Source organism: Enterobacter sp. 6722112, from assembly GCF_058661685.1.
The window spans coordinates 1,911,990-1,927,928 of record NZ_JBZWGR010000007.1 but is presented as its reverse complement, the minus strand read 5'-3'; the positions used below and the strand labels follow the sequence as shown (position 1 = coordinate 1,927,928).

Annotated in this window: 9 protein-coding genes and 1 pseudogene; 5 read left to right on the top strand and 5 right to left on the bottom strand. The window is 57.6% G+C overall.

Translation table 11 applies throughout. From position 1 onward, the window contains the following. Window positions 1-70: 70 nt before the first annotated feature. Both AC4OVU_RS10785 and AC4OVU_RS10780 read right to left on the bottom strand, forming a co-directional pair. Window positions 71-4,378: pseudogene (locus AC4OVU_RS10785) on the bottom strand (Ig-like domain-containing protein); the annotation flags it as partial. A 121-nt stretch (window positions 4,379-4,499) separates the two neighbouring features. After that, entirely contained in the window at window positions 4,500-5,837 is a 1,338-nt protein-coding gene (locus tag AC4OVU_RS10780; RefSeq protein ID WP_032619706.1) for a TolC family outer membrane protein, read from the bottom strand. A gap of 731 nt (window positions 5,838-6,568) precedes the next feature. Here AC4OVU_RS10780 and AC4OVU_RS10775 point away from each other — a divergent pair. Then, a complete protein-coding gene (locus tag AC4OVU_RS10775; RefSeq protein WP_015570569.1) occupies window positions 6,569-7,312 on the top strand; it encodes a DeoR/GlpR family DNA-binding transcription regulator in 744 nt (247 codons plus the stop codon). A gap of 13 nt (window positions 7,313-7,325) precedes the next feature. Beyond that, entirely contained in the window at window positions 7,326-8,393 is a 1,068-nt protein-coding gene (locus tag AC4OVU_RS10770) for an oxidoreductase (protein ID WP_032619707.1), read from the top strand. A 41-nt stretch (window positions 8,394-8,434) separates the two neighbouring features. On the opposite strand, the gene cybB is transcribed toward AC4OVU_RS10770, so the two are convergent. From cybB to AC4OVU_RS10755, 3 genes are all read right to left on the bottom strand, one after another. After that, window positions 8,435-8,965, bottom strand: coding sequence for a cytochrome b561 (gene cybB, locus AC4OVU_RS10765; protein ID WP_015570570.1), 531 nt, complete (start codon window positions 8,963-8,965; stop codon window positions 8,435-8,437). Window positions 8,966-9,052: 87 nt separating this feature from the next. Beyond that, window positions 9,053-10,492, bottom strand: coding sequence for an aldehyde dehydrogenase (gene aldA / locus AC4OVU_RS10760; RefSeq protein WP_045348295.1), 1,440 nt, complete (start codon window positions 10,490-10,492; stop codon window positions 9,053-9,055). Between the two features lie 198 nt (window positions 10,493-10,690). Beyond that, the gene (locus AC4OVU_RS10755; protein WP_072202399.1) at window positions 10,691-11,485 is read right to left on the bottom strand and encodes a YdcF family protein; all 795 of its coding nucleotides are present in this window, start codon (window positions 11,483-11,485) and stop codon (window positions 10,691-10,693) included. 214 nt (window positions 11,486-11,699) lie between these two features. Between AC4OVU_RS10755 and AC4OVU_RS10750 the strand changes: the two genes are divergently transcribed. The 3 genes from AC4OVU_RS10750 to AC4OVU_RS10740 are packed head-to-tail and all read left to right on the top strand — an operon-like array spanning window position 11,700 to window position 15,833. Beyond that, window positions 11,700-13,352, top strand: a complete 1,653-nt coding sequence (locus AC4OVU_RS10750) for an MFS transporter (RefSeq protein ID WP_380023958.1) — start codon at window positions 11,700-11,702, stop codon at window positions 13,350-13,352. Window positions 13,353-13,374: 22 nt separating this feature from the next. After that, complete coding sequence (locus tag AC4OVU_RS10745) at window positions 13,375-14,457, top strand: HlyD family secretion protein (protein WP_017693458.1); 1,083 nt, start codon at window positions 13,375-13,377, stop codon at window positions 14,455-14,457. Further along, window positions 14,454-15,833 (top strand): efflux transporter outer membrane subunit, encoded by a 1,380-nt coding sequence (locus AC4OVU_RS10740; RefSeq protein WP_110292959.1) that lies wholly within the window; start codon window positions 14,454-14,456, stop codon window positions 15,831-15,833. The genes AC4OVU_RS10745 and AC4OVU_RS10740 overlap by 4 nt, the downstream gene beginning before the upstream one ends. The last annotated feature ends 106 nt before the right edge of the window (window positions 15,834-15,939 follow it).

The window sequence follows — 15,939 nt, the reverse complement described above, 5'->3', positions numbered from 1 at the left end:
CGATATTCACCGGGTTGCCGGAGGTATCCTGCGCGCTGGCGCTGATGGTGAGCGACCCGTCCGCCCACCGGGAGACGTCGGCGGCCGGAACCGCAGCCTGCCAGCTGCCATCCGCCAGTACCGAGGCGGAATAACTCTTGCCGTTGATGGTCACGGTGACGGTGCTACCCGCCGCCAGGTCGGTGCTGGTGCCGGCGATAACCAGGTTCTGCGCGTGTTCAATAACGTTAATGACGTCGTCACCGGCGACGGTATCAATGCGCAGGCCGGGCAGCTGGGCGTCAATGGTGACATCCAGGGAAGACGATCCGGTATTGCCGTGCGCGTTCGTCACGCTGGCCGATACGGTCAGGTCGCCGTTACCGAGCGCGGTTAACTGACTCTGGGTTAACGGCAGGCTCCAGGTGAGATCGTCCTGTACGGTGGCCGTGTATGTCTGCCCGCCGAGGATAATCGTGACGGTATCGCCCGATGCCGCGTTAGAAACCTTTCCGGTCAGGGTTTGCCCTGCGGCCACTTCCGCCGCGTTGACGATATTGTCGCCCGCGAAGTTGTTGAGGGTAACAACCGGCAGCGAGCTGTCCACCAGTACATCGTGCGTGGCAGCGGCGCTGTTGCCCACATTATCGGTGACGCTCGCCGTCACGGTGTAATTGGCTTCACCCAGCGCGCTCACCGCAGAGGCGGGGACGGTAACGCTCCAGTTGCCGCTGGCGTCGGTGGTGGCGGTGTAGTTGATACCGTTCAGATTAACGGTGATGGTGGTTCCTTCCGGCTGGTTGCTGGTGCCGGAAAGCAGCAGATCTTCGCCCTTCTCTGCCGCATTGATCACGTCATCCGCGGCCAGCGTGTTAATACCGATAACGGGCGTCACAGTATTGACCACCACATCCACTGAACTGCTGCCGGTGTTGCCGGATTGGTCGGTCACGGAGACGTTAATGGTCCAGGTGCCGTCCGTCAGCCCCTGAACGACGGACGCAGGCAGGCCGAGGCTCCAGTTGCCTGCCGCATCCACCACGGTGGTGTAGTCCACGTTATTGATGGTGATGATGACCAAATCACCCGCCGCCGCGCCGGTGACGGAGCCGCTCAGGATCTGCGCCTGAGCATGGGCCAGCTGGTTAACGGTGTTGGTGTCGGTGACGAAATCGTTGATGGTCACCTGCGGCACGGTGGCATCCACCAGCCCAACGCGGTCCGCGCTGCTGCTGTTGCCCGCCACGTCGCTGACGGTGGCCGTCACGGTGACATTGCCATCGCTCAGCGCGCTAACGTCGGCGGCAGGCACGTTCAGCTGCCAGCGACCGTCCGCCTGGACCGTGGTCTGGTAAGATTTACCATTCAGCGTCACGGTGACCGTCTGGCCCGCTTCAGCGGTTGTGCTGCCGCTGAGCATCAGATCCTGCTGCGCTTCTGCCGCATTAATGATGTTGTCGTCGGTCAGGTTATCAAGCGTAATGGCTGGCGGCTGCGTATCGACGATCACCACGCGTGAAGCGTCCGCGCTGTTGCCGTTGACGTTAGTCACGCTGACGCTCACCTGCGCCCGCCCGTCGATCAGCGTTTCCATCGCGCTCGCCGGAACGGTCAGGCGCCAGGAGCCGTCCTGCTGCACCTGTGCGGTAAAGGTTTGATCCGCGAATTTCACCACCACGGTCTGCCCGGCCTCCACGCCCTGCGTCTGACCGGAAAGCGTGACATCCGCGCCTTTTTCCGCCGCGTTCAGCATATCGTCAGTGGTTACGGTATCGATGGTGACGGCCACCGCGTTCAGGTCAAGCTCGATCGGGTGTTCAGCCGCCACGGTGTTGCCCCAGGCATCTTCCGCGCTGACGCTGACGGTCATGCCTCCCGCCGTCCATGCCTGAAGGTCCGCCGCAGGCACGCCAATCTGCCAGCTGCCGCTGGCGTTAACCGTGGTGACGTATTCGACATTATTGATGGTAACGGTGATCTGTGTGCCTTCAGCCAGATGAGTGCTGGAGCCGGTGACGGCCAGATCCTGCTGCTGCTCGATGGCGTTAATCACGTCATCGCCAGAGATCGTGTTCACGCGCAGGCCCGGCAGTTCGGCGTTGATGTTGATATCACGTTCGCCGGTGCCGGTATTGCCGTGCGCATTGGTGACAGAGGCGCTGAAGGTTAAATCGCCGTCGCCAAACGCCTGGAGGTCGGCCGATGGGATCGTCACGCTCCATTTCAGGTCGCTGCCAACCGTCGCGGTGTAGCTCTTGCCGCCCACGGTGACAGAGACGGTATCGCCCGCCGCCGCGCCGGTGACGCGTCCGCTGAGGGTTTGGTCAACCGCCGCTTCGGCGTTATTGACCAGGTTATCCCCGGCAAAGGTGTTGACGATCACCTGCGGCAGCGCGGTATCGACCAGCAGATTCGCCTCGGCGGAGCCGCTGTTACCCACGCTGTCGGTGCCGCTGACGCTGACGGTGTACAGGGTATTCGCCAGATCCAGCACGTCGGAAACCGGCACCTGAACGGACCAGCGACCGTTCTCAACGGTGGCCTGATAGTTAACGTTGTTCAGCGTCACGGTGACGGTGCTGCCGTTCGGCAGATTACTGGTCCCGCTCAGGCTCAGGGGCTGCATGGCCTCCTGCGCATTCAGGACGTTATCCTGACTGATGGGGTCAAAGGTAAATTCCGGCGGGTTGCCGCTGAGCGTAATGCCGTGCGTCGCGCTGCCGGTGTTGCCCGCCGCATCGGTCACGGCGACCGAAATGCTGTGGCTACCTTCCCCCAGCGCGCCAATGACGGAGGCAGGCACGCCGACGCTCCAGCTGCCGTCCGCCTGGACGACACCGGTAAAGGTCTTGCCGCCAACGGTCACGGTGACAACGTCGCCCGCTGCCGCGCCGTTCGCCTGGCCGGAAATAATCTGCGCCTGCCCCTGCTCGCTGGTGTTCAGAATGTCGTCGCCCGCGACGGTGTTGATGGTGACCACCGGCGCTGCGGTATCGACCGTGAAATCGGCGGTGACGGAGGACCCGTTACCCGCTTTGTCGCTGACGTTTACCGTCAGGGTGTGCTCGCCGTTAGCCAGCGCCTGTACTTCACTGGCCGGAAGCGTAACGGACCAGGTGCCGTCGCTGCCCACGGTCGCCGTGTGATTTTTGCCGTTCAGCGTGACCGTCACAATCTGGCCCGCTTCCGCATCGGTTTTCCCGGTCAGCGTCAGCGGCTGATTATGTTCAGCCGCGTTGATGATGTTGTCCTGGGCGATCGTGTCGACAGAGATCACTGGCGAGGCGGTATCGACGCCAATCGTCTGGCTGCCGGACACGGTGTTGCCCGCCGCGTCTTTACCGCTGACGTTGACCGTCCAGGTGCCATCGCCCAGCGCCTGCGCGTCGGCAGCAGGCACCTTCACGCTCCATGCGCCGTTTGCCCCCACTTCTGCGGAATAGGTTTTGCCGTTGAGCGTGACGGTAAGCGCCGTTCCCTGCGCCAGGTTTTTGCTGGTGCCGGACAGCGTAAAGCCAGCGGACTGCTCGCTGGCGTTGATCACGTTATCGCCCGCCGTGGTGGCGAGCGTCACGCTGGCATCCGCTGTAGAAACGGTTACGGTGATACTGCCCGCAGAGGTCGTTTTACTGCCGTCGATCTGTACGACAGACCAGGTATGCTCCCCGTCGGCCTGGGTCGGGAGTGTTACCGTCCAGGTGCCGTCCTTCGCGACCATGGTGCTGGCGATAGTGCTGCCGCTGCCGTCTTTAACCTGAATGGTCGCGCCCGGCTGCCCGGTACCGCTGAAGGTGGGGGTGTTGTCATCCGTGACCGCTTTTGCACTCAGCACGCCCTGCTTGTCACCCGCGTTGTCCGTCAGCAAAAATGTCGGCGTGGCGCTTTCGACTTCTTTTGTATTATCAATAACTTTGGTTTTGGTTTCGCCATCGCCGCCGTGAGCCAGCAGTGCGCCGATCGCACCGCCCCCTAACGCCGCACCGGCAATCCAGCCCCACGGCGCATCGCTTAAGACGCTTCCCTGCTCCAGGAAAGGTTCAATGCTGCTAATGGGTGCAGCCTGGGCGGTTAATTCGGTGGCGGCAACGCCTGATGCTTCCCCGGCATCGGCAAATGAAATATGCGTCAGCTCCTGGTTATCGTTAAATACCAGTTCGGAATGATTATGGGTTTCCGTGTCTTCGACAAAATAATTATTGCAGCGGATCACGCTGCCATCTTTCATATAAATGAGGAGGTCATTCCCCTGGCGGACATAACGCACCACGTCCTGAGCTGAACCCTGAATTTCAATCACGCTCGGCGATGAAATAGAGACCGAGAGATTCCCTTCACCGGTTAATTTCGTCTTCTCTGCCGTTTTGCGAATGATGACATCAACAACTTTTGCGGTACTCATATTCTTCTCCTTGCAGGTGCGCGTATTCCTGTGGATATGTCCACCAGAGGGATGTAGCTATCCTTGGGAAAAATCACCCATTATTGTCTGACTTATTTCGCGCAGAAAGGCGCGCCTTTTTTTAACTTAAATCAGGTAATTTCGCGGCAGCGTTTTTCTCTATTCCGATAAGCGGCAAGAGATTATCCACCGCAGAGGCGTAATTAATCGCCGCACTCCAGCCATCGTATTCAGCCATTATTTTCGCTGAGGTGGCAGACCAGACATCCTGCTCCACGCTGAGCAGATCGTTAATGCTGCGCTTGCTCAGGGTATATTCATTTTTGTAGACATCGCGGGCGCGCAACGCATTTTCCAGCTGACGCTTCCCGGCTTCCATTCGTCCACGCGCCCCGGTCCAGTCGGCCTGTGCGACGGAGGCTTTTTGCAGGACATCAAAACGGGCCTGATCGACCTGGGACGATGCCATTGCCCTTGCGCCCTCGGCCTGACGGACGCGCGCCGAGACCGCGCCGCCCTGATAAAGCGGTGCGTCAATATTGAGCTGGATCTGATCATCCCAGTACGCGCGATTATCAGACTCATAGCGGGTGCGGCCCCCTTTCAGGCTTAAGGTCGGCCAGTGCTGAGACCTGGCGGTTTCTACGCCGTATTGGGCTGAACGCTCCATGTTCTGCGCGGCCATCACCGTTGGGATCAGTGAATAATCAATTCGATTGAGAGAATCCGGCTCCACGGCCAGACCTCCCGGAACCGGTGAATAGCGTTCAGCCTGTATGCCAGTTAATACCGCCAGCCGCGCGCGGGCGCTGTTCAGAGACGCATTATACTGCTCTACCGTCGCCTGCATCCCGGCGATACGGGTGCGGGTCTGAAGCTCATCAGAGGTGGAGCTTACGCCAGCATCGGCGCGGAGTTTTGCCAGTTGCTCAACGTTTTTAAGCGCCTGCACGTTCTCTTTTGCCGCCTGCAACAGATCGCTGTAGCGTTTTACTTCCACATAGCTGAGGGCCGTTTTTTCCGCGACGGCAGACATCGTGCTCATCAGCTGGTAGCGATAGCTGTCACGCTGAGCTGAAGACTGGCTGATGCTGTTATTGGTCTTGCCAAAATCGTACACCAGCTGCGTCAGGCTCAGGCCCCAGGCTGCGGAATTTCGCAACGAGCCGCTTGAATCGGTGGTCTGGCTGTGACCCGTACTCCCGTTCAGGGCTATTTGTGGCATCCAGCCACTGCGCGCTTCGTCTATTTGTGCCTGGCCGATCCCCAGTTGCGCTGCCTGCTGGCTCACCGAGGGGTCGCGATCGAGAGCGAAAAGAATACTTTCTTTCATCGTCATTGCCGCAACGGGAGATATCCCCGTCTGGCCGTTATTTGCATTAGCCGCAGTCACCACCAGCGAAATTAAGGTCAGGGAGACAGATAATCTGAGCAACCTGTTATTGCATTTCATCTTCATAATATCCCCCGACTCCAGGTGATAGCCAAATAAATACCCAGGAAGAGGTACAAATAATTCTTCAGAAATCCTCACCTCTTCTCGATTAATTTGGGTAATAGTTCCCCAAGCCCATTTCAATTGAGATGAGAGCCGTTCAATCTCTTTTTTTCTTTTAAGAATTTACTTAAATATTTATTGATTCGCAGCATAACAAAATGTGATATGAGCAACCACACCCGCAATGTTAATGCGGTGTTACAAATAAGAAAAAAGATGGGGTTTCTGGACAAAACGTTATAAAAGGCCTTTCAGATGAAACAAATAAACCCCCTGTAATATAAAGAAAATTCTAAAATGCCCCGGTGTACATTTTTGCGTTAATTTCACCCCGAATCAGACACAAAGATTTTCAAAGAAATGTCAACTTAAGTAATACACCGAATAAAATTGAATTATTTTACTTTAAAAACAAAAACTCATAGATATATGCACTAATTTATAATTACAAATTAGTTAAACATTCTGGTTAGGGCCAATAATCCGGCAGCTTAAGCCAAATTTTCAAGTAAAACATAGCGATAACAACATACCTAAAAGATACATACATGTTTTTGATGACTGATTAATGCGATATCAATAATCACTTCATTAAACTGTTTTTGGATAACATCCCGCACCTGTCGCGATTCCCTTTCCTGCAAAATGCTGTAAACTGCGATTTATTGCGACATTTTGCAGGATACTGCCCCATGCATAAAACCGCCAGACAGAAATATGTGCTTGATATCATTACTGAGCAAGGCCAGGCCAGCATTACCGAGCTGGCAGAGCGATTGCAGGTTTCGGCGGACACCATCCGTCGCGATCTGACCGACCTGGAAAAACAGGGACTGGCACAAAAAAACCATGGCGGCGCCATCGCGCTGAATCTCTCGACGATGACCCGAGTAAGCAGGAATAGCTTGCTCCCTGAAATTAAGCAGCGGCTGGGTAAACAGGTTGCGCAATGCGTGCCTGCGGGCTCGACGCTTTTTCTGGACGCCGGAAGCACACTGCTGGCCGTTGCCTCTTTCCTTCAGGGGCCGCTGACCATCATCACCCCTTCTCTTGATATCGCCCAGCAGGTTAGCGATCGGGAAGATATTGACCTGATCCTGCTCGGTGGAAAGTGGGATCAGAAACAACGCCTGTTTGCCGGAAGCGCCACCCTTTCCCTGCTCTCTCGCTACCGGGCGGATATTGCCATCCTTGGCGCATGCGCCATCCATGCCGAACTCGGATTGAGCGCCAGTCAGGAGGCGGATGCCGAAGTGAAGCGTGCCATGCTGGCCGCAAGCCAGGCGCACTGGGTAGTCGCCGACCATCTAAAACTCAACCAGTGCGAACCGTATCTGGTGTCAGGGTTATCCGAGATTCATCAACTGTTTTTAGATCGTCCCTGGGCAGAGCTCGGGGACCATAGCGCCTTGCAGGTTACCGTTGGCGCGCATTAACGTGGAGAAGGTCATGAATAAAGTGAAGACAATGAATATTGCGCTGATCGGGTATGGTTTTGTAGGTAAGACGTTCCATGCCCCGCTGATCCAGTCCGTCGAAGGCCTGAAGCTGGCGGTGGTCTCATCCCGGGATGAAGAGAAAGTGAAACGCGACCTGCCGGACGTCCTCGTTGTCGCCACGCCGGAAGAGGCCATTCAGCACCCGGATATCGACCTGGTGGTTATCGCCTCCCCTAACGCGACCCATGCGCCGCTGGCCACCCTGGCGCTCAATGCCGGCAAGCATGTGGTAGTGGATAAGCCGTTTACGCTGGATATGCAGGAAGCGCGAGATCTGATTGCGCTTGCGCAAGAAAAACAGCGCCTGCTCTCGGTCTTCCATAACCGCCGCTGGGATAGCGATTTTCTCGGCATTAAGCAGGTGATTGAGCAAGGCCGTATCGGTAAGGTGAAACATTTTGAGTCGCATATCGATCGTTTCCGTCCGGAGGTTCGCGTGCGCTGGAGAGAGCAAAACGTGCCCGGCAGCGGCCTGTGGTTCGACTTAGGCCCGCATATGATTGACCAGACGCTACAGCTTTTTGGTCTGCCGCAGTCGGTACAGGGCAACATCGCCACCCTGCGTGACGGCGCGGAGATTAACGACTGGGCGCACGTGGTGCTGAATTATCCGGAACACAAAGTGGTCCTCCATTGCAGCATGCTGGTGGCGGGTGGCGTTGCCCGCTTTACCGTCCACGGCGATAAGGCCAGCGTGGTGAAAGCGCACATCGATCAGCAGGAAGCCCAGCTGCTGGCAGGCGTCGTTCCGGGTAGCGAAAGCTGGGGTGAAGACAGCGACGCTATGGTGCTGTTTAATGCCCAGGGTGAAGCCAGCGCTATCCCTGCGCCAAAAGGCGACCAGCGGCAGTACTATATAAACGTGCGCGATGCCCTGAACGGCAAGATTGACAACCCGGTCCATCCGGTGGAAGCCCTGGCGGTGATGGCGGTGCTGGAAGCGGCGGTAAAATCTTCGGAAACGGGTTCAACTCTGGAACTTGACTTAACGGCGCAGGAGCGCGCGCAACTGCAATAAGCCGCAAAAAAATGCCCTGCGGGTTAGCAGGGCATTATCGGTTACTGACGCTTTTTCGGCATCATGCGCAGCAGCGTGTTGTCCTTCCAGAAGTAGTGATGCATCAGCGCGGCAAAGGCGTGCAAACCAATCACGAAATACCCCAGATTCGCCAGCGTTACGTGCCACTCCTTTAGGGTATCCACCAGGTCAAAATTCCCCTCCGCCGCATGCGGCATCGTCAGGCCAAACGCAAACCAGTCATTTCCCCGGTTATACATCATCACCATACCGATCAGCGGCAGCGCAATGAACAGCAGGTAGATTACCAGATGCCCGAGATGGGACAGCCCGGTGATCATCGCTTTTGGTTTCGGTTGAATAGGCGGAGCCGGGAATTTGAGGCGGATAAGCAGGCGCGCCACCATCAGCACCAGGATGCTGATCCCGCAGGAAACGTGGATCATATTAATAAGCGGACGATCGGTTCTTGGGAACCACCCTCTGAACTCCATGGCGCAATAGGCCATAATGACTAACAGAAAAACCAGCCAGTGAATGCTGATTTGCAGACCCGTATATTTTGTGCGCATGTTGTTTCCCGATAAAGAATCATTATCGCGCCAACATAACCACCTTTCCTGAAAATGTGAACCCCCTCGCATGGAGGGGGCTCCTGATTACGACTGCAAATAGACCACCTGCGTCTGCAAATACTCATTCAGACCGTGTTTGCCATCCGCCCCGCCGATACCGGATTTACGCCAGCCTGCATGGAAGCCCTGCATCGCTTCAAAGTTTTCACGGTTAATGTAGGTCTCGCCGAACTTAAGCCCCTTAATGGCTTTCATCGCGACGTTCAGGTCCTGCGTATAAACAGACGAGGTTAAACCGTAGTCGCTGTCGTTGGCCATGTTCAGCGCCTCTTCCAGGGTGTCGAATGCCACCACTGGCAGCACCGGGCCAAAGGTCTCTTCGTGCATGATGGCCATATCCTGACGTACGTCCAGCAGCAGCGTTGGGGGATAAAAATACCCTTTGCCTTCTGCCGCTTTACCGCCAAGGACCACTTTAGCCCCCTCCTGCACCGCGCGCGCCACCTTCTGCTCCACGCGCTCCAGCGCGGCGGCGTTGATCAGCGGCCCCATGGCAATATCCGTTCGCTCAGCCGGATTGCCAAACTGGACGGCTTTCATTGCCTCGCCCAGACGATTAACAAAGCGGTCGTAGATCCCCTTCTGGACATAGACACGTTCCGCACAGTTACACACCTGCCCGGTATTGATGACGCGTGAATCCACAATGGACTTCACGGCCAGCTCGAGGTCGGCATCGTCCATCACGATGGCCGGGGCTTTACCGCCCAGCTCCAGCCCCACTTTGGTGATGTTTTTCGCCGCCGCAGCCATGATCTTCTCGCCTGCCCCGACGCTGCCGGTCATGCTGACCATCGCCACTTTCGGGTTCCCGGCCAGCTCCTGTCCGACGGTTTCACCCCGGCCCAGCACAAGGTTAAAGACGCCTTTCGGCAGGCCAATCTCATCGACGATTTTGGCAAACGCAATGGCGTTGTTTGGGGTAAATTCGCTCGGCTTGATAACGATGGTGTTACCGGTGAGCAGCGCGGGAGCGAGCTTACGGGCAATCAGGAAGAAGGGGAAGTTCCACGGCAGAATGCCGGTGGTGACGCCCAGGGCACGCTTAAACACCAGAATATTTTCGCCCGGACGGTCACTCTGAATGATTTCCCCTTCATAGCGGCGCGCCCACTCGGCCATATAGTCGATATAGTCAGCGGTAAAGTTCACTTCCACTTCCGCCAGCTGCTGGATCTTGCCGCCTTCGGCCACAATCAGCGCGCTGATTTCACTGACGCGCTCGCGGATCCCGGCGGAAATTTTGCGTAGCCAGCTGGCGCGTTCAATAGCAGGCAGCGCCTCCCAGCCAGCCTGCGCGCGATCTGCCGCGTCAATGGCCTTGCGGGCGTCCTCGGCGCTGCCGTCGGGGATACGGGAAATGACCTCTTCGGTGGCCGGATTGATCACGTCAATCCATGCATCACCCTGCCAGGCAACAAACTGTCCATCAATATACATAGGATGTTGTACGGGTACTGTCATAACCTGCTCCTGTAATCACACTGTTTTTAACAAGTAAACTTAATGTTAAAAACTATAATTACCGGGGCAATTGCCTACTCTATGAGTCTGTTTTTGTGAGATATCTCATAAAAGAAACGGGTCAGCCCGTTTCCAAAATCACAAATCGGCAACACAGGATGCCCGTTTGCGTAAAAGATGGCGCAAACGGGCAGAGCATTACAGCAGAGAACGGCTCACCAGCGCGTCGGTGAGAATGACGTCGTTTCGCAAGATCTGCCACGCGGCGTCCACGTCGGCAGGGATATCGACATGGGCAATGAAATCACGTCCCGCCGGACCGTAGCCGTTGATGTCATCCCTGAGTCGCGGAAATTCACCCAGCACCAGCGACAAGTAGCGCTCTACCGGCCATAACCCCTCGACCGGGCCGCTAAACACCAGACCGTCGTCGCTGTTTTGCAGCACGGGCGTCAGGCCGGGATGACTCACCCATGCGGGCGATGCGGCCTCGTCGCGGCAAACGCGGGCAAACGTAGCCATTGTGCGACGCTGCATTGTCGGGTCCTGCACCACCAGCACCCGGGTGGCGTTCAGTCCGGATTGTTTCATCAACGCCCGGCTGAAGCGGGCGTTTTCGCCACAGTTGGTCGACTGATCCTCAACGTGAAGATGCTCGGCCGGAATGTTCCAGAACTCACGGGCGATGTCGGCCAGAATAGCCGCCTCAGCACGTCCGGTGGTGGGTATCCTGTTATAGCGGGGGTGTTTCGCAATCGCGGCGTAGAGGAAGGTCGTCGAGTGACCGATCCCGCCGCTGATGATCAGAGGAACACCCTGTTCAGCCGCGATTTTACAGGCAGCATCAATCGCGGGGATCACCGCATTACCCGCCAGAATCACCAGATCAACGGGCTGGTTGTCCTGATAGTCGTCCTGAGCAAGCCACGCCCCAACGGTATTCACGGCGTCGAGGGTTGTGCCAGGTAGACAGGGGAAAAGTGCCATTGTCATCGTTACCTCCTTACAGCATACAGAGCCTTCGATTATCCCCCTTTCTTCGCGTCATGCTATGGCATGAATGCTGAAAAAACGGGCCGGGATGTGCTCAAAAAGCACTCACATTTGATTAACATGAGAAAATCGTATTCACTTGAATTATGATTTGCGTCAGCCTTAGAATCATTAGCCCGCTCACAATTCAACTTTTTGAAAGGTAAACCCCGTTATGCGCCTGCCCCAACGCGACCCTTATGCTCCTCGCGAGTGGCAGCCACACGAGAAACCCGCCCTGCTGGGTTCCCCTTCCACCCCGGAACATCCAACGTCGAAACGAATCGCCTATGGCGTGGTCGGCCTGCTGGTGTGTCTGACCGGGGCGCTGGGTAACGCGGTCGTCACCGCCAATCTGCAAAATCTGCAAGGCACCTTTGGCGCCTGGTCGACTGAAATCGCCTGGCTCCCCGCCGTCTATGTCATGACCAACGTCTCCATCAACCTGCTGCTGGTAAAATTTCGCCAGCAGTACGGTTTGCGCGCCTTTACGGAAGGCTTCCTGGTGCTGTATGTGCTGGTCACCTTTTTCCACCTGTTTGTGAACGATCTCAGCTCGGCGCTGATGGTACGGGCGGCACACGGGATGGTCGCCGCCGCGCTCAGCTCGCTCGGCATTTATTACCAGATCCAGGCCTGGCCCGCGAAGCACCGACTGAAGGCGCTGACCATCGGCATAACCGGGTCGTCGCTGGCGATCCCGCTGGCGCGGCTGTTCTCCACCGAGCTGTTACAGCTTGATGAGTGGCGCGGGCTGTACTTCTTCGAGCTGGGTCTGGCCCTGATCTCCCTGGCCTGCGTGATGGCGCTCAAGCTGCCGCCGGGCGATCGACGCAAGGTCTTCGAGAAGAAAGATTTCATCACCTTCTTTTTGCTTGCGCCCGGCATGGCGCTGCTGTGCGCGGTTCTGTCGTTAGGGCGTCTGGACTGGTGGTTTGAAGCGCCGTGGATCGGCTGGGCGCTGGCTCTCTCGCTGGTGCTGATTGTCTCCGCGATCGTGTTTGAACATAACCGCAACAACCCGCTGCTTAATACCCGTTGGCTCTCCAGCGGCAGCATCGTCCGCCTGGGGCTGATTATGCTGCTGATCCGCATCGTACTGGCGGAGCAGAACACGGGCGTCATCGGCTGGCTGCAATATGTAGGCTTACAGAATGAACAGATGACCCATCTGGCGTGGGCTATTTTCGCCGGGATCGTCTGCGGTATCGTCACCAGCTGTCTGACGATTAAGCCCACTAAACTGGCCTGGCCGATTATCACCTCGCTGGCGCTGATGATCGTTGCCTCGCTGCTGGACAGCCAGTCCAACAACCTGACCCGGCCGGATCAGCTTATTTTCAGCCAGTTCCTGCTGGGCTTCGGCAGCGCGTTCTTCCTCGCGCCTGCGATGCTGGCCGCTATTGGCGGGGTGATCGCCGATCCGCGCAATCTGGTCAGCTTTTCCGTGATGTTTGGCATGAGTCAGAACCTTGGGGGGCTGCTGGGGTCCGCGATCCTCGGCACCTTCCAGACCTGGCGCGAGAAGTACCATTCCAGCCTGCTGGCTGACCAGCTCACCACCCTTAACCCGCTGGTGAACGAACGGATTCAGCTTTACACCCAGATGTACAAAAGCCTGATTGGCGACAGTTCCCTGCTGGGAACTCAGGCCATTACCCAGCTCCAGACGGTGACGGCGCTTGAGGCAAACATCCTGGCTTACAACGATACTTATCTCCTGACGGCGAGCATTGCCACTGCCACGCTGGTCTGGATTTTATGGCGCTTGCTACGCCTGCGCATCACCGCCCGTATGGCCCTTAAGAACGCCACTGGCAACAACTAATGACTATTTATCAGGAGAAGTTATGAGTCAGCAGGATGCCGCCAAAGAGCAGGCCAACACCCGCAAAAATGTGCGCGTCGTTTCCATCTTCACCGCCGCGGCTATCGGCATTGTCGGGGTACTGGTGATCCTTTATGCCTGGCAGCTGCCCCCGTTTACGCGTCATGCCCAGTTTACCGATAACGCCTACGTGCGCGGCCAGACCACGTTCATCAGTCCGCAGGTAAACGGCTACATTACCGAGGTCCATGTTCAGGATTTCGCGCAGGTTAAAAAAGGCGAGCTGCTGTTGCAGATAGATGACCGCATCTATCGCCAGCGCGTCCATCAGGCCGAGGCGCAGCTGGCAATGAAAATTGCAGCTCTGAATAACAACCTGCAACAGCGCAAAAGCGCGGAAGCGGTGATTGCCAAAAACGAGGCGGCGCTGAAAAACGCCCGTGCCCAAAGTCTGAAAACCCAGGCGGATTTGAAACGCGTGAAAGAGCTGACCGCGGACGGCTCCCTCTCCATTCGCGAGCGCGATTCGGCGCTGGCCAGTGCCGCCCAGGGGAGCGCCGATATCGACCAGGCGAAAGCAACGCTTGAGATGTCGCGTCAGGATCTACAAACGGTCATCGTCAATCGCGGTTCGCTGGAAGCGGACGTTGAGAATGCGAAAGCCGCGCTGGAGCTGGCGCAGATCGATCTGCAAAACACCCGCATTGTCGCGCCGCGTGACGGTCAGCTTGGGCAGATTGCAGTGCGTCTGGGGGCGTACGTCACCGCCGGGACGCACCTTACCACGCTGGTCCCGCCGCAGCATTGGGTGATCGCCAATATCAAAGAGACGCAGCTGGCGAATTTACGCGTCGGCCAGCCGGTGAAATTCACCGTCGATGCCTTAAACGATAAAGCCTATCAGGGCCGCGTAGAGAGCATATCCCCGGCCACAGGGGTCGAGTTCAGCGCTATCACCCCGGACAACGCCACGGGCAACTTTGTTAAAATCGCCCAGCGCATCCCGGTACGCATTGAGGTACTCGGTGAGCCGGAGGCGTACCGGCTGCTGCGTCCTGGCATGTCGGTGCAGGTGACCATCGACACGCGGGAGGCGAAACAATGACGCTTCGCCCGATAGCCGGCCTGCTGATAATGACTATCCTGGCGGGATGCCAGTCGGTAGACGTTGAGCCCGCCAAATCGTCCCTGCACATACCGGCCCAGTGGCGCGCGACGTCGGGGCCAGCCAGCCCGACAGAGCAGCTCTGGTGGCGAAATTTTCACGACAGCAATCTGAATCGCTATGTGGATCAGGCGCTGAAGAATAACAGCGACGTGCTGATTGCCCGCGAGCGGATTAACGAGTACCAGGCCCGGGTGTACGCCGCTGACGGCACCCTGTTCCCGTCGCTTGACGCGGGCGTGACCGGGACGCGCGCGCGCTCGCAGTCCGCCGCCACGGGGCTTCCGGTATACGGTACGTTGTACAAAGGCAGCCTGACCGCCAGCTACGACGTGGATATCTGGGGCGTAAACCGCAGCACCTCCCGTGCCGCTGAAGCGTCGCTGGAGGCACAAAAGGCGGCGGCTGCGGCGGCTGATCTGACCGTCGCATCCTCGGTGGCCTCCGGGTACGTCACCCTGCTGTCGCTGGACGAACAGCTGCGCGTTACCCGGTCCACGCTGAAGTCGCGTGAAGAGGCGTTCAACCTCGCCAAGCGACAGTTCGAGACGGGATACAGCTCTCGCCTTGAGCTGATGCAATCGGATTCTGAGCTGCGCGCCACCCGCGCCCAGGTTCCACTGCTTCAGCACCAGATTGCGCAGCAGGAAAATGCGCTTAGCCTGCTGCTGGGCAGCAACCCGGGTGACGTTGCGCGCGGTGAAAGCTTTGATGCCCTGACGCCGCTGAAACTGCCCTCCCAACTGCCGTCGACGCTACTGAACCGGCGCCCGGATATCGTCCAGGCTGAACGTCAGCTGATTGCGGCGGACGCGACGCTGGCGGCATCGCGCGCCAGCCTGCTGCCGTCGATCAACCTCACGGCCACGGGATCGGTGCAGGATCGCACGCTGTCGGGATTGCTGGATAACCCGCTACAGCTCTGGAGCGTGGGCGGCAGTATTCTTGCGCCGCTGCTGAACCGTCAGGCGCTGAATGCGCAGGTAGATATCTCTCAGTCCCAGCGGAATCAGGCGCTGTATAGCTACGAAAAAACCGTGCGTAACGCGTTTGCTGAGGTGAATGACAGCCTTGATGCCATCACCCGCTATCAGGAACAGCTTACCGAGCTGCTGGCACAGCAGACGGTCGCGCAGGAGACGCTGAGGATTGCGCAAAACCGCTACCGCAACGGATACTCTTCTTATCTGGATGAGCTCGATGCGCAGCGCACGCTGTTCTCGGTGCAGACCAGCGTGGTACAGGTGAAAAACAACCTGCTGCTGGCGCAAATTGATTTGTATAAAGCGCTGGGCGGCGGTTGGAGCAGTGCGTGAAAACATGCCGGGTGGCGGCTACGCCTTACCCGGCCTACGTGCTCTACATGCTCTCCCGTAGGCCCGGTAAGCGCAGCGCCACCGGGCAAGGGTTATACCCGGAGAA